Origin of the sequence: Mycolicibacterium setense (genome assembly GCF_000805385.1) — a bacterium.
GTDB lineage: Bacteria > Actinomycetota > Actinomycetes > Mycobacteriales > Mycobacteriaceae > Mycobacterium > Mycobacterium setense.
Window position 1 is genome coordinate 472177 of the sequence record NZ_JTJW01000008.1, and the last position, 21435, is coordinate 493611.

Annotated in this window: 26 protein-coding genes; 14 read left to right on the forward strand and 12 right to left on the reverse strand. The window is 66.7% G+C overall.

The window, feature by feature from the left end; all coding sequences use genetic code 11:
• The first annotated feature begins 4 nt into the window (after positions 1–4).
• The 7 genes from QQ25_RS20535 to QQ25_RS20565 all read left to right on the forward strand — a co-directional run bounded on the left by QQ25_RS20535 (position 5) and on the right by QQ25_RS20565 (position 6022).
• Complete coding sequence (locus tag QQ25_RS20535; protein WP_039380700.1) at positions 5–706, forward strand: phosphoadenylyl-sulfate reductase; 702 nt, start codon at positions 5–7, stop codon at positions 704–706.
• Between the two features lie 7 nt (positions 707–713).
• Positions 714–1427: a sirohydrochlorin chelatase gene (locus tag QQ25_RS20540; protein ID WP_039322097.1), complete on the forward strand. Its 714-nt coding sequence runs from the start codon at positions 714–716 to the stop codon at positions 1425–1427.
• Positions 1428–1571: 144 nt separating this feature from the next.
• On the forward strand, positions 1572–2951 hold the full coding sequence (locus tag QQ25_RS20545) for an MBL fold metallo-hydrolase (RefSeq protein ID WP_039380702.1): 1380 nt from the start codon (positions 1572–1574) through the stop codon (positions 2949–2951).
• A gap of 81 nt (positions 2952–3032) precedes the next feature.
• Positions 3033–4244: an NAD(P)/FAD-dependent oxidoreductase gene (locus QQ25_RS20550; RefSeq protein ID WP_039380703.1), complete on the forward strand. Its 1212-nt coding sequence runs from the start codon at positions 3033–3035 to the stop codon at positions 4242–4244.
• Positions 4244–4840 carry a rhodanese-like domain-containing protein gene (locus tag QQ25_RS20555; protein WP_039380704.1) on the forward strand — a complete coding sequence of 199 codons (597 nt, stop codon included), beginning with the start codon at positions 4244–4246 and terminating at the stop codon, positions 4838–4840. Before QQ25_RS20550 ends, QQ25_RS20555 begins: the two co-directional genes overlap by 1 nt.
• Positions 4837–5697: a sulfite exporter TauE/SafE family protein gene (locus QQ25_RS20560; protein WP_039380706.1), complete on the forward strand. Its 861-nt coding sequence runs from the start codon at positions 4837–4839 to the stop codon at positions 5695–5697. Before QQ25_RS20555 ends, QQ25_RS20560 begins: the two co-directional genes overlap by 4 nt.
• Before the next feature lie 64 nt (positions 5698–5761).
• Entirely contained in the window at positions 5762–6022 is a 261-nt protein-coding gene (locus tag QQ25_RS20565; protein WP_039322112.1) for a metal-sensitive transcriptional regulator, read from the forward strand.
• Between the two features lie 19 nt (positions 6023–6041).
• Here QQ25_RS20565 and QQ25_RS20570 read toward each other — a convergent pair whose 3' ends face one another.
• The 6 genes from QQ25_RS20570 to QQ25_RS20590 all read right to left on the reverse strand — a co-directional run bounded on the left by QQ25_RS20570 (position 6042) and on the right by QQ25_RS20590 (position 10479).
• Positions 6042–7127, reverse strand: a complete 1086-nt coding sequence (locus QQ25_RS20570; protein ID WP_039380707.1) for a sulfate/molybdate ABC transporter ATP-binding protein — start codon at positions 7125–7127, stop codon at positions 6042–6044.
• Positions 7128–7149: 22 nt separating this feature from the next.
• Positions 7150–7971: a sulfate ABC transporter permease subunit CysW gene (gene cysW, locus QQ25_RS20575; protein WP_039322117.1), complete on the reverse strand. Its 822-nt coding sequence runs from the start codon at positions 7969–7971 to the stop codon at positions 7150–7152.
• On the reverse strand, positions 7968–8846 hold the full coding sequence (cysT, locus tag QQ25_RS20580) for a sulfate ABC transporter permease subunit CysT (protein ID WP_039380709.1): 879 nt from the start codon (positions 8844–8846) through the stop codon (positions 7968–7970). Before cysT ends, cysW begins: the two co-directional genes overlap by 4 nt.
• Positions 8843–9907 (reverse strand): sulfate ABC transporter substrate-binding protein, encoded by a 1065-nt coding sequence (locus QQ25_RS20585; protein WP_082017641.1) that lies wholly within the window; start codon positions 9905–9907, stop codon positions 8843–8845. The genes cysT and QQ25_RS20585 overlap by 4 nt, the downstream gene beginning before the upstream one ends.
• Positions 9908–10043: 136 nt before the next feature.
• The gene (locus tag QQ25_RS31650; RefSeq protein WP_409370996.1) at positions 10044–10373 is read right to left on the reverse strand and encodes an Ms4533A family Cys-rich leader peptide; all 330 of its coding nucleotides are present in this window, start codon (positions 10371–10373) and stop codon (positions 10044–10046) included.
• The gene (locus tag QQ25_RS20590; RefSeq protein ID WP_039380710.1) at positions 10276–10479 is read right to left on the reverse strand and encodes a hypothetical protein; all 204 of its coding nucleotides are present in this window, start codon (positions 10477–10479) and stop codon (positions 10276–10278) included. The genes QQ25_RS31650 and QQ25_RS20590 overlap by 98 nt, the downstream gene beginning before the upstream one ends.
• Positions 10480–10594: 115 nt before the next feature.
• On the opposite strand from QQ25_RS20590, the gene QQ25_RS20595 reads away from it, so the two are divergent.
• Positions 10595–12625 (forward strand): glycoside hydrolase family 15 protein, encoded by a 2031-nt coding sequence (locus tag QQ25_RS20595; protein WP_039322122.1) that lies wholly within the window; start codon positions 10595–10597, stop codon positions 12623–12625.
• A gap of 76 nt (positions 12626–12701) precedes the next feature.
• Positions 12702–12977 (forward strand): ANTAR domain-containing protein, encoded by a 276-nt coding sequence (locus tag QQ25_RS20600; protein WP_039323093.1) that lies wholly within the window; start codon positions 12702–12704, stop codon positions 12975–12977.
• A 22-nt stretch (positions 12978–12999) separates the two neighbouring features.
• Here QQ25_RS20600 and QQ25_RS20605 read toward each other — a convergent pair whose 3' ends face one another.
• The gene (locus tag QQ25_RS20605) at positions 13000–13335 is read right to left on the reverse strand and encodes a carboxymuconolactone decarboxylase family protein (protein ID WP_201774251.1); all 336 of its coding nucleotides are present in this window, start codon (positions 13333–13335) and stop codon (positions 13000–13002) included.
• Between the two features lie 169 nt (positions 13336–13504).
• On the opposite strand from QQ25_RS20605, the gene QQ25_RS20610 reads away from it, so the two are divergent.
• On the forward strand, positions 13505–14005 hold the full coding sequence (locus tag QQ25_RS20610; protein ID WP_082017615.1) for a cupin domain-containing protein: 501 nt from the start codon (positions 13505–13507) through the stop codon (positions 14003–14005).
• Positions 14006–14017: 12 nt separating this feature from the next.
• Here QQ25_RS20610 and QQ25_RS20615 read toward each other — a convergent pair whose 3' ends face one another.
• Positions 14018–14563 carry a class I SAM-dependent methyltransferase gene (locus QQ25_RS20615; protein ID WP_039381134.1) on the reverse strand — a complete coding sequence of 182 codons (546 nt, stop codon included), beginning with the start codon at positions 14561–14563 and terminating at the stop codon, positions 14018–14020.
• A 54-nt stretch (positions 14564–14617) separates the two neighbouring features.
• On the opposite strand from QQ25_RS20615, the gene QQ25_RS20620 reads away from it, so the two are divergent.
• Positions 14618–15532, forward strand: a complete 915-nt coding sequence (locus QQ25_RS20620) for a zinc-binding dehydrogenase (RefSeq protein WP_039322136.1) — start codon at positions 14618–14620, stop codon at positions 15530–15532.
• An 83-nt stretch (positions 15533–15615) separates the two neighbouring features.
• Here QQ25_RS20620 and lepA read toward each other — a convergent pair whose 3' ends face one another.
• Positions 15616–17490 (reverse strand): translation elongation factor 4, encoded by a 1875-nt coding sequence (gene lepA / locus QQ25_RS20625; protein WP_039380714.1) that lies wholly within the window; start codon positions 17488–17490, stop codon positions 15616–15618.
• Positions 17491–17569: 79 nt separating this feature from the next.
• Between lepA and QQ25_RS20630 the strand changes: the two genes are divergently transcribed.
• Both QQ25_RS20630 and QQ25_RS20635 read left to right on the forward strand, forming a co-directional pair.
• A complete protein-coding gene (locus QQ25_RS20630; RefSeq protein ID WP_101906112.1) occupies positions 17570–18205 on the forward strand; it encodes a type II toxin-antitoxin system PemK/MazF family toxin in 636 nt (211 codons plus the stop codon).
• Between the two features lie 66 nt (positions 18206–18271).
• Entirely contained in the window at positions 18272–18520 is a 249-nt protein-coding gene (locus QQ25_RS20635) for a DUF6480 family protein (RefSeq protein WP_039322141.1), read from the forward strand.
• Between the two features lie 22 nt (positions 18521–18542).
• Here QQ25_RS20635 and QQ25_RS20640 read toward each other — a convergent pair whose 3' ends face one another.
• Both QQ25_RS20640 and QQ25_RS20645 read right to left on the reverse strand, forming a co-directional pair.
• Complete coding sequence (locus tag QQ25_RS20640) at positions 18543–19151, reverse strand: GNAT family N-acetyltransferase (RefSeq protein WP_039380717.1); 609 nt, start codon at positions 19149–19151, stop codon at positions 18543–18545.
• Between the two features lie 88 nt (positions 19152–19239).
• Complete coding sequence (locus tag QQ25_RS20645; RefSeq protein WP_039323099.1) at positions 19240–19671, reverse strand: CBS domain-containing protein; 432 nt, start codon at positions 19669–19671, stop codon at positions 19240–19242.
• 104 nt (positions 19672–19775) lie between these two features.
• Here QQ25_RS20645 and QQ25_RS20650 point away from each other — a divergent pair, with 104 nt between their 5' ends.
• Positions 19776–20636, forward strand: a complete 861-nt coding sequence (locus tag QQ25_RS20650; protein WP_039380719.1) for a ribonuclease Z — start codon at positions 19776–19778, stop codon at positions 20634–20636.
• Positions 20637–20705: 69 nt separating this feature from the next.
• Here the strand turns inward: QQ25_RS20650 and QQ25_RS20655 are convergent, their stop codons facing one another.
• Complete coding sequence (locus tag QQ25_RS20655; RefSeq protein WP_201774252.1) at positions 20706–21413, reverse strand: hypothetical protein; 708 nt, start codon at positions 21411–21413, stop codon at positions 20706–20708.
• Between the last annotated feature and the right edge of the window lie 22 nt (positions 21414–21435).

Consider the following 21435-nt stretch of genomic DNA (forward strand, 5'->3'; position numbering starts at 1 on the left):
CGAGGTGACTGACTTGACGGATATCGACCTTCAAGCGTTGGCCGAGCGGGGCGCGGCCGAGCTGGCCGACGCGAGCGCCGAGGAACTCCTGCGCTGGACCGACAAGCACTTCGGTGGCAATTACGTGGTGGCCTCGAACATGCAGGATGCGGTCCTGGTCGAGATGGCGGCCAAGGTGCGCCCCGGTGTCGACGTACTCTTCCTCGACACCGGCTACCACTTCGCCGAGACCATCGGCACCCGCGACGCCGTGGAGCAGGTGTACGGCGTGAACGTGGTGAACGTCCGCCCCGAGAACACCGTGGCTCAGCAGGACGAGCTGCACGGCAAGGACCTGTTCGCCCGCGACGCCGCGGCCTGCTGCCGGATGCGCAAGGTCGAGCCGCTGGGAAAGGCTCTGGCCGGCTACACCGCCTGGGTCACCGGTATCCGCCGCGTCGAAGCACCGACGCGCGCCAACGCCCCGCTGATCAGCTGGGACGCCGCGTTCGGACTGGTGAAGATCAACCCGATCGCGGCCTGGTCCGATGAGGACATGCAGGCCTACATCGAGGCCAACGACATCCTGGTCAATCCCCTTGTCTACGACGGCTATCCGTCCATCGGGTGTGCACCGTGCACGACCAAGCCGGCCGAGGGCGCCGATCCCCGCAGCGGTCGGTGGGCCGGCCAGGCCAAGACGGAGTGCGGGCTGCACGCCTCGTGAGGCATCTGTGACGCTCGTTCTCACAGCACACGGCAGCGCGGACCCGCGTTCGTCGGCGAACGCGCACGCCATCGGCGGGCATCTGCGTCGTCTGCTGCCCGACACCGAGGTAAGGGTCGCGTTCTGTGAGCAGAACGCACCCAACCTCACCGAGGTGCTGCCCGATGTCGAGCCCGGCGCCGTGGTCGTGCCGCTGCTCCTGGGCAGCGCCTATCACGCCCGGATCGACATTCCCGAGCTGATCGCCAACTCCGGCGCAGAGGTGACCCAGGCCGATGTGCTCGGCGATGATCCCCGCCTGCTGCAGGTGGTGCGCGAACGGCTGACCGCGGTGGGAGTGTCCCGATTCGACGCCGATCTCGGGGTGATCCTGGCCGGTGTCGGCTCGTCGCATCCGGCCGCCAATGCGCGGACCGCTGTCCTGGCCGGTGCATTGGCCGACGGCACCCGCTGGGCCGGTACCCAGGTGGCGTTCGCCACAGGACAGAGTCCGTCCCTGCCCGAGGCCGTCGATCGGTTGCACCAACGCGGCGCCCGCCGCCTGGTGATCGCCCCATGGTTCCTGGCCCATGGTCGCATCACCGACCGGGTTTACGAATTCGCTTGTGCCGCAGGCATTCCTATGGCCGATCCGCTGGGCGCGCACCGCCTGGTGGCGGCCACCGTGCTGGATCGCTACGAAGAGGCGCTGGCGGCGCGCAGCGCCGGCTTCGCCGCCTGACGCTTCCGCTCACCGAGCAATCACGCCCCCGGGCACCGCCCGGGGGCGTCTTCATCGGCTTGACTCCTATACCCCAAGGGGTATATTCGGATCTATTGGCATACCCCCCTAGGTATACAGAACCGCCCACTGAGGAGTTGAACAATGAAGTTCATCCAGTACTACCTGGACTGTCTGTCCCACGCGTCGTACCTCATCGGCGATGAGTCCACCGGTCGCGCTGTCGTCGTCGACCCGCAGCGCGACGTCTCCGAGTACGTCGCCGACGCCGAGAAGTTCGGCATGCGGATCACCCACGTGATCGAGACTCACTTCCACGCCGATTTCCTGTCCGGCCACCTCGAGCTGGCCGAGGCCGCCGGTGCCGAGATCGTGTACTCGTCGGTCGCCAAGCCGGAGTTCGATCACCTGGGAGTCGAAGACGGCCAACGCATTTCACTGGGCGAGGTGGTACTGGAATTCCGCCACACGCCGGGACACACCCCGGAATCGATGAGCATCGTGGTCTACGAACGTGCCGATGACGCAGTGCCGTACGGCGTCCTGACCGGAGACACGCTGTTCATCGGCGACGTCGGCCGGCCCGACCTGCTGGCTTCGATCGGTTTCACCCGTGACGAGCTGGCCGACAAGCTCTACCACTCGCTGCACGAGAAGCTGTTGCCGCTACCCGATGCCACCCGCGTCTTCCCAGCGCATGGTGCGGGCTCGGCCTGCGGCAAGAACCTGTCCACCGAACTGTCGTCCACCATCGGTGAGCAGAAGCAGACCAACTACGCCCTGCGGGCACCCGACAAGCAGTCATTCATCGAGCTGGTCACCGCCGGCCAGCCGCCGGCCCCAGGCTATTTCGTGTACGACGCGATCCTGAACCGCAAGGACCGCGCGTTGCTCGACGAGGAGGCGACACCCGAGGCGCTCGACTACCGTCAGCTCACCGGCGCCGTGGCAGGCGGAGCCATGTTGATCGATGGCCGCAGCCCCGAGGATTTCGCTCTGGGCCACCTGCGCAACGCGATCAACATCGGGCTGGCCGGGCGCTACGCCGAATTCGCCGGGTCGGTGGTCAAGCCCGACGCCGACATCGTGCTGATCACCGACCCGGGCGAGGAACGGGAAGGCAAGAACCGCCTGGCCCGCATCGGATTCGACCGGGTGCTGGGTTACGTCCAGGATCCCGAGCGGATGATGTTCGAACACTCCGACGATGTGACGGTGGCCTCACGGTTGACGGCCACCGCCTTCGCCGAGCGCGCCGCCACTGTTGAAGGCCTGCAGATCGTCGACGTGCGCAATCCCGGCGAGACCCCGGCGGGCATGGTCCCGGGCGCGGTCAACATCCCGGTGGGTCAGCTGCCCGAGCGGACCGGCGAATTGGATCCCACGCGCCCCACCGTGGTCTACTGCGCCGGCGGCTACCGCTCATCGGTGGCGGCCAGCCTGCTGCGCCGGCGCGGCTTCACCGATGTCAGCGACATCCTGGGTGGCTACGGCGCCTGGGCGGACAGCACTCAGACCGCCTGAGCCGCACAAACCAGCACTGCGGCCGAGCCGCACCGATCAACACAGCGCAAACCGTCTGAGAGACAGGAGCACAGAACAACCATGCCCACCCCACACAAGCACGAGGTGCTGATCATCGGCGGCGGCACGGCCGGAATCACCGTGGCGGCCCGGTTGCTGCGCAAGCACTACACCGATGTGGCGATCATCGAACCGTCCGACAAGCACTATTACCAGCCGTTGTGGACGCTGGTCGGCGGCGGACAGGCGACGGCCGCCGAAACCGAGCGTGCCGAAGCATCGGTGATGCCGCGGGGTGCCACCTGGATCAAAAGTGCCGCCACATCCGTCGATCCGGACGCAAACCAGGTCACGTGTGCCGATGGTGCAACCTACTCCTACGACGTGCTGGTGGTGGCTCCGGGCATCCAGCTCGACTGGGAACGCACCGAGGGCCTGACCGACACGCTCGGCAAAGACGGCGTCTCGTCGAACTACCGCTTCGACCTCGCCCCGCGCACATGGGAATTCATCCGCAACACTCGATCCGGGACGGCGGTGTTCACCATGCCGTCGGGGCCGATCAAGTGCGCCGGCGCGCCCCAGAAGATCGCGTACCTGGCGTGCGACCACTGGCGGCGCCAGGGTGTGCTCGACGACATCGACGTGCACCTGGTGGTCCCGACCCCGCGGATCTTCGGCATCCCCGCGATCGCCGACAACCTGGACAAGGTCATCGCCGACTACGGCATCCAGCTGCACACCGGAAGTGAGGTGCGGTCCATCGATTCGGCGGCTCGCAAGGTGACCATGATCAACCTCGCGGCCGGCACCGAGACCACTCTGCCCTACGACGTGCTGCACGCGGTCCCCCATCAATCGGCGCCCGACTGGATCAAGGCCAGCCCGCTGTCCACGAGCCATGTCGGCGGGGACGCCAACGGTTATGTGGACATCGACAAGCACACGATGCAGCACGTGCGTTACCCGAATGTTTTCGCCCTCGGCGATGCGGGATCGTCGCCGAACTCGAAAACCGGTGCGGCCATTCGCAAGCAGGCACTCGCCGTGGTGGACAACATCGGCGCGGTGCGCAGCGGGCGTCCGCTGCCCGGGACCTACGACGGCTATGCCTCGTGCCCGATCGTCACGTCCTCACGCGACATGCTGCTCGCCGAGTTCGATTACGACTTCGCACTCAAACCGTCCTTCCCCCTGCTCGATCCGGTCAAGCCCCACCGGCCGTACTGGCTGCTGAAGAAGTACGGGCTGCCCGCCATGTACTGGAACCTCATGTTGAAAGGCCTGGCCTGATGTCCACCTCGTCGATCATCGGCGCTGCCGAACTCAACGAACTCAAGCAGGCCGGTGCCGGCCCACGGCTGATCGACGTACGCACACCCGGCGAGTTCGAAACCGCCCATATCCCGGGCGCTTACAACGTGCCATTGGATCTGCTGCAGGAGCACCGGGACGAGATCGCCCAGCACCTCGACGAGGACGTGGTGCTGATCTGCCGCTCCGGGCAGCGGGCGAGCACCGCCGGCCAGACCTTGCGCGATGCGGGTCTGCCGAATGTCGCGATCCTCGACGGCGGCATGACCGCCTGGCAGAACAAGGGTTTCGAGATTCGCCGTGGCGCACAGCGCTGGGAACTGGAGCGCCAGGTCCGACTGGTGGCGGGGTCGGTCGTGCTGAGCAGCGTCCTGGGCAGCATCGCCGCCCCGAAGCTGAAGTGGGTCGCCGCGGCGATCGGGGCCGGGTTGACCACCGCGGCTCTGACGAACACCTGCGCGATGGGCATGATGCTGTCGAAGTTGCCATACAACCGGGGTGGGTCCTGTGATGCCCGCAGCATCGTGGAGCAGCTGATCGGTTCCGAACAAACAGCTTCCGGCGCGTTGGCATGATCGCAGTCGCCGTCGCGCTGGCCGTCCTGGTCGGGGTGTCCCTCGGGCTTCTCGGCGGCGGCGGCTCGATCCTGACCGTTCCCCTGCTGGCCTACGTGGCGGGCATGGAGGCCAAGGAGGCGATCGCCACCTCGCTGCTGGTCGTCGGGGTCACCAGCGTGGTCAGCATGTTGTCACATGCGCGCGCCGGCCGAGTGCGATGGCGCAGCGGCCTGATGTTCGGGGCAGCCGGCATGGCCGGTGCGTACCTGGGCGGACTGCTGAGCTACGTCGTGCCCGGATCGGTACTGCTGACCGCGTTCACGGTGGTGATGATCGCCACGGGGATCGCAATGATCAAGGGCCGCAAGGCATGCGAGCCGACGACGCGGACGATGCCGGTCGCCAGGGTACTGCTGATGGGGCTGGGAGTCGGGGTGGTGACCGGCGCCGTCGGAGCCGGCGGCGGTTTCCTGGTGGTGCCTGCCTTGGCACTGCTGGGCGGGCTGCCCATGCCCGTCGCGGTGGGAACCTCGTTGCTGGTGATCGCGATGAACTCGGCCGCGGGCCTGGCCGGGCACCTGAGCACCGTGCCGATCGACTGGACGATCGCCGGTGCGGTCACCGCCGCGGCAGTGCTGGGCAGCCTTCTGGGCACCCGCCTGACCGCCCACGTCGACCCCGACGCGGTGCGCCGGGCGTTCGGCTGGTTCGTGTTGCTGATGGCATCGCTGATCCTCGGCCAGGAGGTCCACCCCGCCGTCGGGCTCACCACGGCCGGCCTGACCGTGGTGGCCGGCCTCGGCAACCTCAGCTGCGCCAGGCTGGGATGGTGTCCGCTGCGATGGATTTTCGGTCCACCCGCTACGACAACATGACCATACAGATATACCCCCGCGGGTATGATGAGAATCAACGGACCCAACATAGAAGGGGGACAACATGATCTGCGACGAGGAATCGATCGCCGCCATCCTCAACCGGCTCCGCCGCGCGCAGGGACAGCTCTCGGGCGTCATCGCCATGATCGAGCAGGGTCGTGACTGCAAGGACGTCGTCACGCAGCTCGCCGCGGTGTCCCGCGCGCTGGACCGCGCCGGATTCAAAATCGTCGCGACCAGTCTGCGCGAGTGCATCACCGGCAACAGTGACGAGACCATGGACGTAGCCGAGTTGGAGAAGCTGTTCCTGACCCTGGCCTGACCGGGTGGCCCCGACCGTCTCAGCTGACGGTCAGGGCCTCATCCTCGTCACTGCTCTTCTCGGTATCCCTCGGAGCGTCTTCGCCACTCGCCGCAATCTGCACTCCCCCGGCGATCTGCGGAACCCGCGTCGCCCGCACGTAAACCGTGTCTCCCTCACGAAGCCCCAACGCCTCGGCGTCACCGCGGGTGATCTGCGCTGTGAAGGGCACATGGGTTGCGGCACTGATCAATTCGACCCGCACCTCGAAGCCCAGCATCACGATCCGGTCGATGGTGGCCCTCAGCACGCCGGTGGCCTCCGCGGTGCCATCACCGGCGGCGACGGCCAGCTCCGGGTTGCGGCCCACCCGAATATCGTGCGGGCGCACCAAGATGCCGTTCAGTTCCGACACCGCACCCAGAAACGACATCACGAATGCATTGGCCGGCTCGTCGTACACCTCGGTCGGCGAGCCGACCTGCTCGATGCGACCCTTGTTGAGCACCGCGATCCGGTCCGCCACATCCAGCGCTTCGGCCTGGTCGTGGGTCACCAGCACCGTGGTGACATGCACCTCGTCGTGAAGGCGGCGCAGCCAGGTCCGCAGATCTTCCCGCACCTTGGCGTCCAGCGCCCCGAACGGCTCGTCGAGCAACAACACCTGCGGGTCCACCGCCAAGGCACGGGCCAGCGCCATGCGCTGACGCTGACCGCCGGAGAGCTGGTTGGGATAGCGGGTCTGGAAACCGGCCAGCCCCACCACTTCCAGCAGATTGTCGACCTTCTCCTTGACCTCGGCCTTGGGCCGCTTACGGATCTTGAGGCCGAATGCCACGTTGTCGCGGACCGTCAGATGCTTGAACGCCGCATAGTGCTGGAACACGAAACCGATTCCGCGGCGCTGGGGCGGGATCCCCGTGACATCGCGCCCATTGATGGTGATGGTGCCGGTGTCGGGCTGGTCCAGGCCTGCGATGGCGCGCAACAGCGTGGACTTGCCCGAGCCGCTCGGCCCCAACAGCGCGGTCAACGAACCGGACGGCACCTCGAAGTCGATGTTGTCGAGCGCCGCGAAATCTCCGTAACGCTTGTTGGCGCCCCGAACCACGATCGCGTCAGTCATAGCTCTTGTCTCCTTCTCGGGCCTACTGCGCGGCCTTGGTACGGCGTCGGTCGAGAATCACCTGGATCACCAGGACGATCACGGCCACCGCCATGAGCAATGTCGAGATGGCGTACGCCCCGTACACCGAATCGGCGGTACCGCGGTTGTAGCGGTCGGCCACCAGCAGGGTCAGCGTCTGGGAGGTGCCCGGCAAGTTCGAGGACACCATGATCACCGCACCGAACTCCCCCAGCGTGCGGGCGACGGTCAGCACGATGCCGTACGTCAGGCCCCACCGGATGGACGGCAGGGTGATTCGCCAGAACGTCTGCCACCAGGTCGACCCCAGCGTCGCGGCGGCTTCTTCCTGATCGGTGCCGATCTCGTGCAGCACCGGCTCGACCTCACGGATCACGAACGGGACCGTGACGAAGATGCTGGCCAGCACGATTCCGGGGAATCCGAAGATGATCTTCAATCCGAGATTGTTCTCGACGAATCCGAGCAGCCCGGCCGAACCCCACAGCAGGATCAGCGCGACACCGACGACCACCGGCGACACCGCGAACGGCAGGTCGATGATGGCCTGCAGGGCGCTCTTACCGCGGAACCGGTTGCGCGCCAGCACCAGGGCGGTGGGAACACCGAACAACACGTTCAGCGGCACCACGATCGCCACCACCAGGAGCGACAGCTGCAGCGCGGAGATGGCCGCTGGCGTGCCCACCGACGCGAAGAACGCACCGACGCCCGGGCTGAAGGTGCGCCACAGGATGAGCCCGACCGGCACCACCACCAGCACCGCCACATAGGCCAGCGCCAGAAAGCGCAGCAGGTAACGCACCGACGGTGAGAGCGTCATGCCGAAAGCTCCTCACGTTTGGCCGCCCGCGAACCCACCGCCCGCAGCACAAACAGCACCACGAACGAAATCACCAGCAGCACAATGGAAATCGCAGCGGCACCGGTCCGGTCGTCGTTCTCGATCAGCGTCCGGATCCACTGTGAAGACACCTCCGTCTCACCGGGAACCGCACCACCGATCAGCACCACCGAGCCGAACTCGCCGATGGCACGGGAAAATGCCAGCCCGGCGCCGGACAGCAAGGAGGGCAGCAGCGCCGGCAGGATGATATTGGTCAGGATGGTGAAGGTGTTGGCGCCCAACGATGCCGCGGCCTCCTCCACTTCACGGTCCAGTTCCAACAGCACCGGCTGCACCGAACGCACCACGAACGGCAATGTGACGAACAGCAATGCGACCCCGACACCCCACTTGGTGTGCTGCAGATGCAGGTCGACCGGACTCGCCGGGCCGTACAGCGCCAGCATCACCAGGCTCGCCACGATGGTCGGCAGGGCGAACGGCAGGTCGATCACCGAGTCGACCAGTCGCTTGCCGGGAAAGTCGTCACGGGTCAGCACCCAGGCAACCACCAGGCCGAAGAAGAGGTTCACCACTGTCACGCCTGCGGAGATCGTCAGCGTCACGCGAAACGATTCCAGCGCCGCATTCGAGGTGACCGCCAGCCAGAAGGCGTTCCACCCGCCGCCGGCCGCCTGCCACAGGATCGCCGCCAACGGCAGCAGCACGATCACGCTCAACCAGATCGACGCCGCCCCCACGCGCAGCGAGGTGCTGCCGTAGCGGCCGGGCCGCGCGCCGGGGGCGGAATCCCCCGGCGCGGGCGCAGCCGAATCAGGCTCGGCTGCATCGGTCTGCGTTACTGAAGTCATCCAGTCGCCTGCTTGTAGATCTTGGTGATCGACCCGTTCTCCTTGTCGAACAACGCCGGGTCGGCCGAGTTCCATCCGCCGAGATCAGCGATCGTCCAGAGCTTCTCCGGTGTCGGGAAGTCCTTCGCGAAATCGGCCGCCACGGCCGGGTCGACCGGACGGAAGCCGGCCTCGCCCCACAGCTTCTGGCCTTCGGCGGTGAACAGGAAGTTCTGCAGGGCCTTGGCCTTGTCGGCGTGGGCACTGGTTTTGACGACGGCCACCGGGTTCTCGATCTTGAAGGTCTGCGGCGGATTGACGTGCTCGACGGGCTTGCCCTGCCGCTCGACGTTGATCGCCTCGTTCTCATAGCTGATCAGCACGTCGCCGGTGCCCTGCAGGAAGACGTCGGTGGCCTCACGCCCCGAACCCGGTCGGGTCTTGACGTGCTCGGTGACCAGCTTGTTGACGAAGTCGAGGCCGGCCGCAGAATCCTTGCCGCCGTTGCTCTTTGCCGCGTACGGGGCCAACAGGTTCCACTTGGCCGAGCCCGAACTCAGCGGGCTCGGGGTGACCACCTCGAGGCCGGGCTGCAGCAGGTCATCCCAGTCTTTGATGCCCTTGGGGTTACCCTTGCGCACCACCAATGACACCACAGAGCCGAACGGAACGCCCTTCGTATTGCCGGCGCTCCAGTCATCGGCCACCTTGTCGGCCTTCACCAAGCGGGTGACGTCGGGTTCCACGGAGAAGTTCACGATGTCGGCCGGCTTACCGTCGGCCACAGCACGAGACTGGTCGCCCGATGCTCCATAGGAGGTCGTGACCGCGACGCCCTTGCCCTCTTCGGTGGCGGCGAAGGCCGGGATGATCTTGCTCCAGCCCGGCTCGGGCACGGCATAGGCGACCAGCGTCAGCGTGGTGTCGGCTCCCGCGGCACCGTGGTCACCACCGGCAACGTCGCTGGCGCCGCCACCGCAGCCCACGACGAGCGCGCCGGTCGCGGCCAGGACGATGGCAGTTCGCCAGAGCCCCGCACGCGAGGAGGACCATGGGGACCGTCTGACGTTGGACTTGTAAATGGGCACTGAGGACCTTTCTTACGGACAGCGGACAATGCGAGGTCCGTCGTGCGGAAAGGCTGGGAGGCGAGGGAGGCAAGAGGAGAGCATCCGGGCACAGAACCGCCACCGACACCAAACCGCGGACGGGTTGGAGTCAGCGACAACAGGCGACGTCAGCAACAGCGCATGAACCCACGGCAATGAGCGCCAACACATGGCTCTCTGTCTTGCCGGACACTGAATGCATGGCGCGAAGAATAACAGAATTCCCGCGTCGCGCCCGTCGAGCGATTTGTGGCCCGGCTAGCGGGTCAGCAACCACATCACGATGACCAGGACAACCAAGATCACCAAGACCAACGTGACACGTGAGCGCGGCATACCGTTCACTCGGATTCCACCTCGTCAGCCGGGGCGTGACGCAGCCAGTGCAACCCGGCGCTTCCCCAGCCCAGCGCGCCGTCGAGCAGCACTGCGGTGCCATAGGCCAGCGCCAGCACCACCGGCATCACCACAGCGGTCTGCACGACGAATGGCAACCCGGTCAGCCACAGTTCGACACCGTCCCACCAGTTCAGGATTGCCGCCATGGGGCAAGCGTATGCGATCGGGAGGTGAGCCCCTTGTCCATCCCGTTTCGCCCGTAACGTTCGACACGTGTGTCCCGGGTAGACGGCGCGCGTATTCGCAGATGATGATGTGCGGATGGTTCTGCAACACACCGAGCCCACGGATGTCGTCGCGGCACTCGACAAGACAGCCGATGCTCCCAAGGCGCCCGAGGCACCGCTGACGGTTACCGCCCCGGTGCCCTACACGTCGGGCGGGGCCCTGCGGAACCCCTTCCCGCCGATCGCCGACTACGGCTTCCTGTCCGACTGCGAGAACACCTGCCTGATCTCCTCGGCCGGTTCGGTGGAGTGGCTGTGTGTCCCCAGGCCCGATTCGCCCAGCGTGTTCGGCGCGATCCTGGACCGCAACGCCGGCCACTTCCGGCTGGGCCCCTACGGCGTGACCGTGCCGTCGGCGCGCCGCTACCTGCCGGGCAGCCTGATCCTGGAGACCACCTGGCAGACCCACACCGGCTGGCTGATCGTGCGCGACGCGCTGGTGATGGGCCCCTGGCACGACATCGAGACCCGCTCGCGCACGCACCGGCGCACCCCGATGGACTGGGATGCCGAGCACATCCTGCTGCGGACCGTGCGGTGCGTCAGCGGCACCGTCGAACTGGTGATGAACTGCGAACCGTCCTTCGACTACCACCGGGTGGCCGCGTCGTGGGAGTACTCCGGCCCGGCCTATGGCGAGGCCATCGCCCGCGCCAGCCGCAACCCGGATTCGCACCCGACGCTGCGACTGACCACCAATCTGCGGATCGGCATCGAGGGCCGCGAGGCGCGCGCCCGCACCCGGCTCACCGAGGGCGACAACGTGTTCGTCGCACTCAGCTGGTCCAAGCACCCGGCGCCGCAGACGTACGACGAGGCCGCCGAGAAGATGTGGAAGACCAGCGAGTCGTGGCGGCAGTGGATCAACATCGGCGACTTCCCCGATCACCCGTGGCGGTCGTACCTGCAGCGCAGCGCGCTGACGCTGAAGGGGTTGACCTACTCGCCGACCGGTGCCCTGCTGGCCGCACCCACCACGTCGCTGCCGGAAACACCGCACGGCGAACGGAACTGGGACTACCGCTATTCGTGGATCCGGGATTCGACGTTCGCGCTGTGGGGGTTGTACACCCTCGGCCTGGACCGCGAGGCCGACGACTTCTTCTCGTTCATCGCCGACGTGTCCGGCGCCAACAACGGCGAACGGCACCCGCTCCAGGTGATGTACGGCGTCGGCGGTGAGCGCAGCCTGGTCGAGGAAGAGTTGCATCACCTCTCGGGCTATGACAACGCCCGGCCCGTGCGCATCGGCAACGGCGCCTACAACCAGATGCAGCACGACATCTGGGGCACCATGCTCGATTCGGTGTACCTGCACGCCAAGTCCCGTGAGCAGATTCCCGAGGCGCTGTGGCCCGTGCTGAAGCACCAGGTCGAGGAGGCCATCAAGCACTGGAAGGAACCCGACCGGGGCATCTGGGAGGTGCGCGGCGAACCGCAGCACTTCACCTCGAGCAAGATCATGTGCTGGGTGGCGCTGGACCGTGGTTCGAAGCTGGCCGAATTGCAGGGCGAGAAGAGCTATGCGCAACAGTGGCGGGCGACCGCCGAGGAGATCAAGGCCGACATCCTGGCTCGCGGGGTCGATTCCCGTGGCGTACTGACCCAGCGCTACAACGACGACGCGCTGGACGCCTCGCTGCTGCTGGCCGTGCTGACCCGGTTCCTGCCCTCGGACGATCCGCGGGTGCGGGCCACCGTGCTCGCGATCGCCGACGAACTCACCGAGGACGGCCTGGTCCTGCGGTACCGGGTCGAGGAGACCGACGACGGCTTGTCCGGCGAGGAGGGCACCTTCACCATCTGTTCGTTCTGGCTGGTGTCCGCGCTCGTCGAGATCGGTGAGGTGAGCCGGGCCAAGCATCTGCTGGAGCGGCTGCTGTCCTTCGCCAGCCCGCTGCACCTCTACGCCGAGGAGATCGAGCCACGCACGGGCCGGCATCTGGGCAACTTCCCGCAGGCGTTCACCCACCTGGCCCTGATCAACGCCGTGGTGCACGTCATCCGGGCCGAGGAGGAGTCCGACAGTTCCGGGGTCTTCCAACCCGCCAACGCGCCGATGTAGGCCGGAGCAGGCGCCAGGAGAAATCAGGGTGCGCCGATGTCTGGATCCTCCGATGCGCGCCCGGCACCATCGGTTCATGAGCTACAACCGTGCAGACGACACTTCACGCATCAAGATCGACGTTGCGATCGGTGTTCTGGTCGCCCTGCGCGGTTGCGCGCCCGATCAGGCTTTCGCCGAGCTGGTGCGGGTGGTGCAGCGCACCGGCATCGGAATCGGCAGCATCGCAAGGGCGTTGGTCGACCTCGCTGGTGGCAGCTCTGGCACCTCGGCCGAATACGCCGAAGCGTTCAATGCCTGGGGTGAACTGCTGGCGCAAGCCCGTCGGGTACCGGTCAACGCCGCCCGGTAACGGGCGAGCGCGCCGATGCCGATCACTCGGCGTCGGCTATGGCCTTCATGGCCTTCCAGCCATGGGTGACCCCGCCTCCCGCACGTAGTGCGGCCGCGACCATCACAGCCTCGGCAACATCGGACTTGGATGCGCCGGCCTGCCTGGCTCGCTTCGCATGATCGGCGATGCAGTAAGGGCATTGGGTGGTCACAGCCACCCCCACCGCGATGAGCTCGCGGGTGGCGAGGTCGAGGTTGCCAGAGTTCTTGCTGAACACCGCCTTGTCGAAACCGAAGAAGGCCGAGACCATCTCGGGAGCCGACTCCCGCAGGTCGGTCATGAACTGCACGTCCTCGTCATGCGAATGCATCTGCATGCCTTTCTCCTCGATCGAGCGCTTCCGAACTTGACCCTGGATACCCAGTAGGGGTATGTGTGGTCATGCACCACTATACCCCCGGGGCGTATCGGATACGCTTGCCACCCGCGCGACCCTGGCACGGTATGGCAAGCAAGGTGCAACATGCTGAAAGGAATGTAGAACGATGAGCGCTGAACGGAACGTGACAGGCGATGCAGCCACCTTGCCGCCAGCAGTGGCGAAGGCCATCGAGAACGTCGTGAGGTTTCACGACATGCAGCCCACCTCGGCCCCCAGCTCGGGTGAAAACACCCGCCCGATATCGCTGTACAAGTACACCGACAAGGCGCAGTCCGATTTCGTAAAAGGGGTCCCGGCGGCCGTCTCAAGTGGGGAGCTACGGCTGACGACAGGGGTGGGCGGTCCTGGCGAGGGCGCCCCGCTCCACGATCACACCACAGAGGAACTGATGTTCGTGGCCTCAGGCTCGTGGGTCGTGTTCTTCGACGAAGCAGAAGAGCACAAGGTGCTACTCGAAGCTGGGGACGCCATTCTCGTCCCACCGAATGTTGCGCGTGGATGGCGGAATGCCGGACGCGATACGGGCTGTTTTCTGAACATTTCCAGCGTCCGGGACGAAATGCTGTCTGCCGCTTCTTCGCCGACCTCCTGCCGAACCGACTAGCCGACCGTTGGGTCAGCGGGCCCGGGCCAGCAGCCAGGCTTCGCCGTCACCCTCCCCCGACGCGATGAGTTCCAACTCCACGAACGCCGCAACCAGTTCGCCTGCAACAGCGCGGAATCGGCCCGCCTCCGCGCCGACTTCGCTCAGCACACAGATCGCCAACAGACCGCCCGGTCGCAGACGCGCAGCAAGGGCCGGGTACAGCCCGGGATCGCGGAACCGATGGCACAGCACCACGTCGACCGGGGGTCCGGGCGGAAGCCCCTCGTCGAGGTCGGCGACATCGAAACGGCAGCCGTCGGAGATCCCGCACCGTTCAGCGAGAGCGTTGGCTCGGTCGATCGCCACCCCAGACACGTCGAGGCCCCATACGCGTAGTCCGCGCTGCGCCAACCACACCGCGCCCCGGCCGGTGCCGCACGCGATGTCGAGCGCCGAACCTGCCACGGGAAACAGGTCAGCCCGTCCGCTGAACACCTGCGGCAGGGCCGGTACCTCATCGCCCGGATCCCGGCCGGCATGGGCCGCGTCCCAGCGGATGCGGTCCTTCTCGCTCACGTGCGCCACCCTATGGGAGGGAATAGCCGCACACCGTTCGGGGTTAGCCCGTTCATGCGAGCCCTCGTCTACGACCCGCACGCTCCTGCCAATCTCCGATTCGACGAGGTGGCCGAACCTTCGGTCACCGAATCGCAGGCCCTCATCGAGGTGCGTGCGATCGCACTGAACTTCGGTGAGCTGCATTTCATCGATCAGATGCGCCGGCCGGGTGAAGTTCCCGGTTGGGACAGTGCCGGGGTGGTGGCTCAGGCCGCGGCCGACGGCTCGGGACCGCCGGTCGGCACCCGGGTGGTCGGATTCAGCGGTGAGGCCGGATGGGCCCAACGACGTGTCGTCGCCACCGACAATCTGGCCGAGCTGCCCGAGTTCGTCGAATTCGAGGAGGCTGCCGCGTTGCCGGTGGCCGGTGTGACGGCGCTGCAGGCGTTGCGGGCCCTCGGCCCGGTGGTGGGTCGCCGGGTGTTGATTACCGGCGCCTCCGGAGGTGTCGGCCGGTTCGCGGTGCAGCTGGCCGCGCGGGCCGGCGCCCATGTGGTGGCCGCAGTCGGCAGCCCGGCGCGCGGAGAGGGCCTCGAGGAACTCGGCGCGGCAGAAGTGGTGGTCGGACTCGACACCGTCACCGAGCCGGTGTTCGGTGTGCTCGACAACGTCGGTGGGCGCCTCTTGGCACAGGCCTTCAGCCTGGTGTCCGACGGTGGCTCGGTGCAGTCGATCGGGATGGCCTCCAACGAGCCGACCACGATCAACTTCGAGCAGGAGCGACGCACAGGTAACCGGAAACGGTTGGAGCCCTTCACCGTCCGGGCACCGTTCCAGGACGATCTGCGTTATCTGCTGACCCTGCTGGCCGACGGCGAACTCGATCCGCAGATCGGCCTGCGGGACTCATGGGAGAACACCGCCGCCGCCGCACAGGCCTTGTTGGGACGTAAGGTCGCCGGCAAGGCCGTGCTTCAGGTCGTCTGAAACCAACCAGTGCGGAGCTGAATGGCCAGTTGTGACACGCTTCTTCGCGATCTGCGTGTCACAACTGGCCACTCGCGCAAAAACTACTTCTTGGGCTTGTCCGCGGCCGCCTCGGTGGACAGCGCCGCCACGAACGCCTCCTGAGGGACTTCCACGCGACCGATGGTCTTCATGCGCTTCTTGCCCTCTTTTTGCTTCTCCAGCAGCTTGCGCTTACGGGTGATGTCACCGCCGTAGCACTTGGACAGCACGTCTTTGCGGATCGCCCGGATATTCTCGCGGGCAATGATTTTCGCGCCGATCGCGGCCTGCACCGGCACCTCGAACTGCTGGCGCGGGATGAGCTCCTTGAGCTTGGTGGTCATCTTGTTGCCGTAGGCAGCCGCCGAATCCTTGTGCACGATGGCACTGAACGCGTCCACGGCCTCGCCCTGCAGCAGGATGTCGACCTTGACCAGATCGGCCTGCTGCTCGCCGGCCTCCTCGTAGTCCAGGCTGGCGTAACCGCGGGTGCGCGACTTCAGCGAATCGAAGAAGTCGAAGATGATCTCGCCCAACGGCATCGTGTAACGCAGCTCGACGCGTTCGGGCGAGAGGTAGTCCATGCCGCCGAGCTCGCCGCGCCGGGACTGGCAGAGCTCCATGATCGTGCCGATGAACTCGCTGGGCGCGATCACAGTGGTCTTGACCACCGGCTCGTAGACTTCGCGGACCTTGCCTTCAGGCCAGTCCGACGGGTTGGTCACCACGATTTCCGACCCGTCGTCTTTGACGACCCGGTACACGACGTTGGGCGACGTGGAGATCAGGTCGAGATTGAACTCGCGCTCCAGGCGTTCGCGGGTGATCTCCATGTGCAGCAGTCCGAGGAAGCCGCAGCGGAACCCGAAGCCAAGCGCCACCGACGTCTCCGGCTCGTACGTCAGGGCAGCGTCGTTGAGCTGCAGTTTGTCCAGCGCGTCGCGCAGCACGGGGTAGTCCGATCCGTCCACCGGGTAGAGGCCCGAGTAGACCATCGGCCGTGGCTCGCGGTAGCCGGTCAACGCTTCGGTCGCACCCTTGCGCGCCGTCGTCACGGTGTCACCGACCTTGGACTGCCGGACGTCCTTCACACCGGTGATCAGATAGCCGACCTCCCCCACCCCGAGGCCTTCGGTCGCCTTGGGCTCGGGTGAGACGATGCCGACCTCGAGCAACTCGTGCGTGGCACCGGTCGACATCATCGCGATCTTCTCGCGCGGGTTGAGCTTGCCGTCGACGACCCGGACGTACGTCACGACGCCGCGGTAGATGTCGTACACCGAATCGAAGATCATCGCGCGGGCAGGCGCATCGGCGTCACCGACCGGCGGCGGGATCAGCCGCACGACCTCGTCGAGCAATTCCCGGACGCCCTCGCCGGTCTTGCCGGACACCCGCAGCACGTCCGACGGCTCACACCCGATGATGTGCGCGATCTCACCGGCGTAGCGGTCCGGATCGGCGGCAGGCAGATCGATCTTGTTGAGCACCGGGATGATCGTGAGGTCACGGTCGAGCGCCAGGTACAGGTTGGCCAGCGTCTGCGCCTCGATGCCCTGGGCGGCGTCGACCAGCAGCACCGCACCCTCGCAGGCCTCCAGCGCGCGGGACACCTCGTAGGTGAAGTCGACGTGGCCCGGCGTATCGATCAGATGCAGAACGTAGTCTTCGCCGCCGACGTGCCAAGGAAGGCGGACGTTCTGGGCCTTGATGGTGATGCCGCGTTCGCGCTCGATGTCCATGCGGTCGAGGTATTGGGCCCGCATGTCCCGGTCGGCGACCACGCCCGTGATACCGAGCATCCGGTCGGCCAGCGTCGATTTGCCGTGGTCGATATGGGCGATGATGCAGAAGTTCCTGATCTGCGCCGGCGCAGTGAACGTCTTGTCGGCGAAGCTGCTGATGGGAATCTCCTGGTGAGCGTGGGTGTGCAGCACGTGCTGTGCTCCCTAAGGGTATCGAGCAACCGCCGTCGCGACACAATCGCCAGGGCTCCACTCGCATATGCTCGACAACATGGCGTCGCAGTGGAAGGCGTTCCAACAGGTTCTCAAGGGCGTAGTGGATGGCGCCGAGAATCTGGTGTTCAACGAGGGCCCGAAGTTCGTGCGCCAACTCCAGACCACGGACAGCGTCCCGCGGACCGTGCAGCAAGGCATCCAACAGGGCCTTCAGCAGGGCATCAGGCTGGGCCTCGGCGTGCTCGCCGGCGCGGCCGCCCCGTCGCCACAGGCGATCACCGCCGGCCGGCCGGTGTCGCGGCACAGCGTGCCCACCGCACATCGGGCCCGCAAGATCATCTATTCCCCCGACCTCGACGGTCAGGCCGATCCCGGCGAGATCGTCTGGACCTGGGTGGTCTACGAGGACGATCCGACCCAGGGCAAAGACCGCCCGGTTCTGGTGGTCGGCCGCGATCAGCGCACCCTGCTGGGGTTGATGCTGTCCAGCCAGGATTACCACCGCGACGATCCGGACTGGATCGCCATCGGCACCGGAACCTGGGACTACGACGGCAGGCCGAGCTGGGTCCGGCTGGACCGCGTGCTCGACGTCCCCGAGGAAGGCATCCGTCGCGAAGGGGCGATCCTGGACCGCCACCGGTTCGAGGCGGTCGCCCTGCGGCTGCGCGCCGAATACTCCTGGAGCTGATCGGCTTGCCCGCGTGAGGCGGCCAAGCCGATGCGTCAAATCGACGTCAGTGGGCACTCCTAGACCATGACCGCGCTACCACCCGACCCCGACCCGGCCGAGACACCCGATCTGGAGCCCGGCGGCGGAGTCGCTCCCGGCGCCACCCCGCCGGACTCCGGGCAAACCTCGGGGCTGGGAGAACCCGAACCGCGGCCCAGGCACAAGTACACCCCGACGTCGGTGACCGCGATTATTGCGCTGGTGCTGCTGGTCGCGGTGTTCGTCGCGGTCGGCCTGCTGCTGATCATGAAGATGTCCGGCATTTTCGATTAGCGTGGCTGCCGGCCGCTTTGCCCTAGCGCGGCGCGCGCCACATCGGCGTGAGCACCGGCCCGCCATCGGGCAGCGGGATCTCCCCGGTGACCTCGAAGCCGAAGCGCATGTAATACGGAATGTTGTCCGGATTGCTCGATTCCAGGTACGCCGGCGCATGTTCGGCGTCCACCCGGTCGAGCCTCGATTGCATCAGGGCATGCCCGAAACCGCCGCCGCGCACCGTCGGATCGCTGCCGATCACCGCCAGATACCAGTGCGGCTCCTCGGGATGGTGCTCCTTCATCAGGTCGACGACTCGCTGCCCTTGCCCCAGGCTGCGCCCGAACACCAACAGCAGCGTGGGCAGCATGCGCAGCTCTTCACGTGGCGTCTGCTTCCAGCGGCCCGGCCCGTCCCACAGTGCCGCCGCGCCGATCTCGCCGCCTCGGCCCGCCACCTCGGCGCCGCCCCCGGCCAGGAAATGATGCCGGGTGATCGCCGCGAACAATCGAGGCAGACCCTTGGCCCGGCGGGCGTCGTCGGCCAGGATCCAGGACATCACCGGATCGTTCTGGAAGGCCCGGCCCAGCACCGCGGCCAACTGCTTGACGTCAGATTTGGTGGGCGGACGCACATCGACGGCGGTCATCCGCCCACCTTTGCACACATGTCCCGCCGCGAAACGACGGTTTTTCGCGCCTTCAGCGGAATTCGCGGGACCAACCGCAGTATCCGACTCAGCGGCTCTGCGTGATGTAGGCCTGCAGCTGTTCCTGCTCGGCCTCCAGTTCTTCCATCCGGGTTTTGACGATGTCGCCGATGCTGACGATGCCGGCGAGCCGCCCACCGTCTACCACCGGGATGTGGCGCACCCGGTTCTCGGTCATCAGCGCGCTGAGGTGGTCCACGGTGTCGCGGGGAGTACAGGTCGCCACGACCGTGGTCATGATCTCCGACACCGGCTGCGCCAGCAGGCTGCTGCCCCGCTCGTGCAGCTTGCGCACCACATCACGTTCCGACACGATGCCGGCCAGGCCGCCTGGGCCCATCACGACCATGGCACCGATGTTCAGCTCGGTCAGCCCGGCCAACAGCTCGGTCACCGTGGTCTCGGGCGAAATCGTCACCACCGCCGTGCCCTTGTTCTTCAGCACGTCCGCGATTCGCATCGACAGCCTCCGATCGTGATCCACCTCACACCAGGCTAGAGCCGTGTCGGTCAGTACGAAAGAAGCCACGCCTGTTTGGTCCGGGACGGAGTAGGAATGGGGCCATGATCGAGGTCACGCTGCTCGGCACCGGTAGCCCGATCCCCGATCCGGATCGGGCCGGGCCCTCAACTCTGGCGCGCGCGGGCGACCATACGTTTCTCATCGATTGCGGCCGCGGCGTGCTGCAGCGGCTGGCCGCCGTCGGCAGCGGCGCCAACCAGCTCAGCGCCCTGCTGCTCACCCATCTGCACAGCGATCACATCGCCGACCTCGGCGATGTGATCATCACCCGCTGGGTGAGCAGCTTCGCCCCGGAGCCCGCGCCCCTGCCGATCATCGGCCCGCCGGGAACCGCCGACGTGGTCGATGCGATGCTGCGCGCATTCGGGCACGACATCGGCTACCGCATCGCCCACCACGCCGATCTCCCCGGCCCACCGAGAGTGGAAGTTCACGAGTACACCGATGCGGTGGTGTGGGACCGAGGCGGTGTGCAGATCCGGGTGGGCCCCACCGATCACCGTCCGGTGACGCCGACGATCGCCTTCCGGATCGAACACGGCGGGGCGTCTGTGGTGGCGGCCGGCGACACCGTGCCGTGCCCCGGCCTCGACGCGCTGGCCGGCGGCGCTGGCGCCCTGATACACACGGCGATCCGCAAGGATCTGATCGAAATGCTTCCGCAGCAACGGATCCGCGACATCTGCGGTTACCACTCCTCGGTGCAGGAGGCGGCGGCCACCGCCACCCGTGCCGGCGTCGGGATCCTGATCCTCACCCACTATGTGCCCGCGATCGCCGCGGGCACCGAGGATAATTGGCGCGCGTTGGCCGCATCGGTGTTCGACCGCCAGATCGAACTCGGCGACGACCTGCACCGGGTGGAAGTTCATCCCGGGGTGTGCGCTCGAACGCGCAGCTGACCGGCCACCCCGGCAGCCACGTCGAGATCCGCAGCGGCCCACGGACGTTGGTGACACTGACGCTGAGCGTCACGACCGGCTCCTGGCGGCCCTGCGCGCGGGCAGGACTGCGCCCGCGACGATCAGCCAGATGAGGCCGGTGAACCGCGCGATCGGCAGGATCACAGCCGATTCGGGCCAGATCAACACCAGCGTGGCCAGTTCCGCGAGTACGGCGATCGCCAGGCCGGTCCAGGCCAGTGGCCGCGGCAGCAAGCCGAGCACGAGGCTGGGAACGGCGATGCCGGCGAGCAGCAGACCCAGCGCCACGATGTGCCCGACGCCTCCGGTGAGGAACACCAGGTAGTACAGCGCGCGGATGAGCCCGTCGGCGACGACCACCTCGGGCCGCGACATGGTCCAGCAGATCAGCCCGGACAGGGCGAGCGAGCCGGCCGCCAGGATGCCACCGGCCAGGGCGATCGTGGCGCCGGGTGCCGTCACACCCAGTTGCCGTAGACGAGTACTCACGGTCGCGGCATAGATCGCCAGCGGCACCGATGCCGCGAACGTGCCCACCGCGCTGGCCTGCACCGCGGCGTGGTTGCCGTGGATGTACCGCAACACCTCGGCCGCGTCGCCGTATGGCAGCGGCATCACGCCACCGAGCGCGACACCGACGGCCAGGGCGGCCAGCAGTAGTGCGAGGGATACGGCGGCCACCGGGGCCAGAGGAGGTCCACCCTGCCGCCCGGTCGGCCGCACGGAATGCATTCGATCGACTGTTGAATCGTTCATGAGTTGAACGATATGCCCGTCC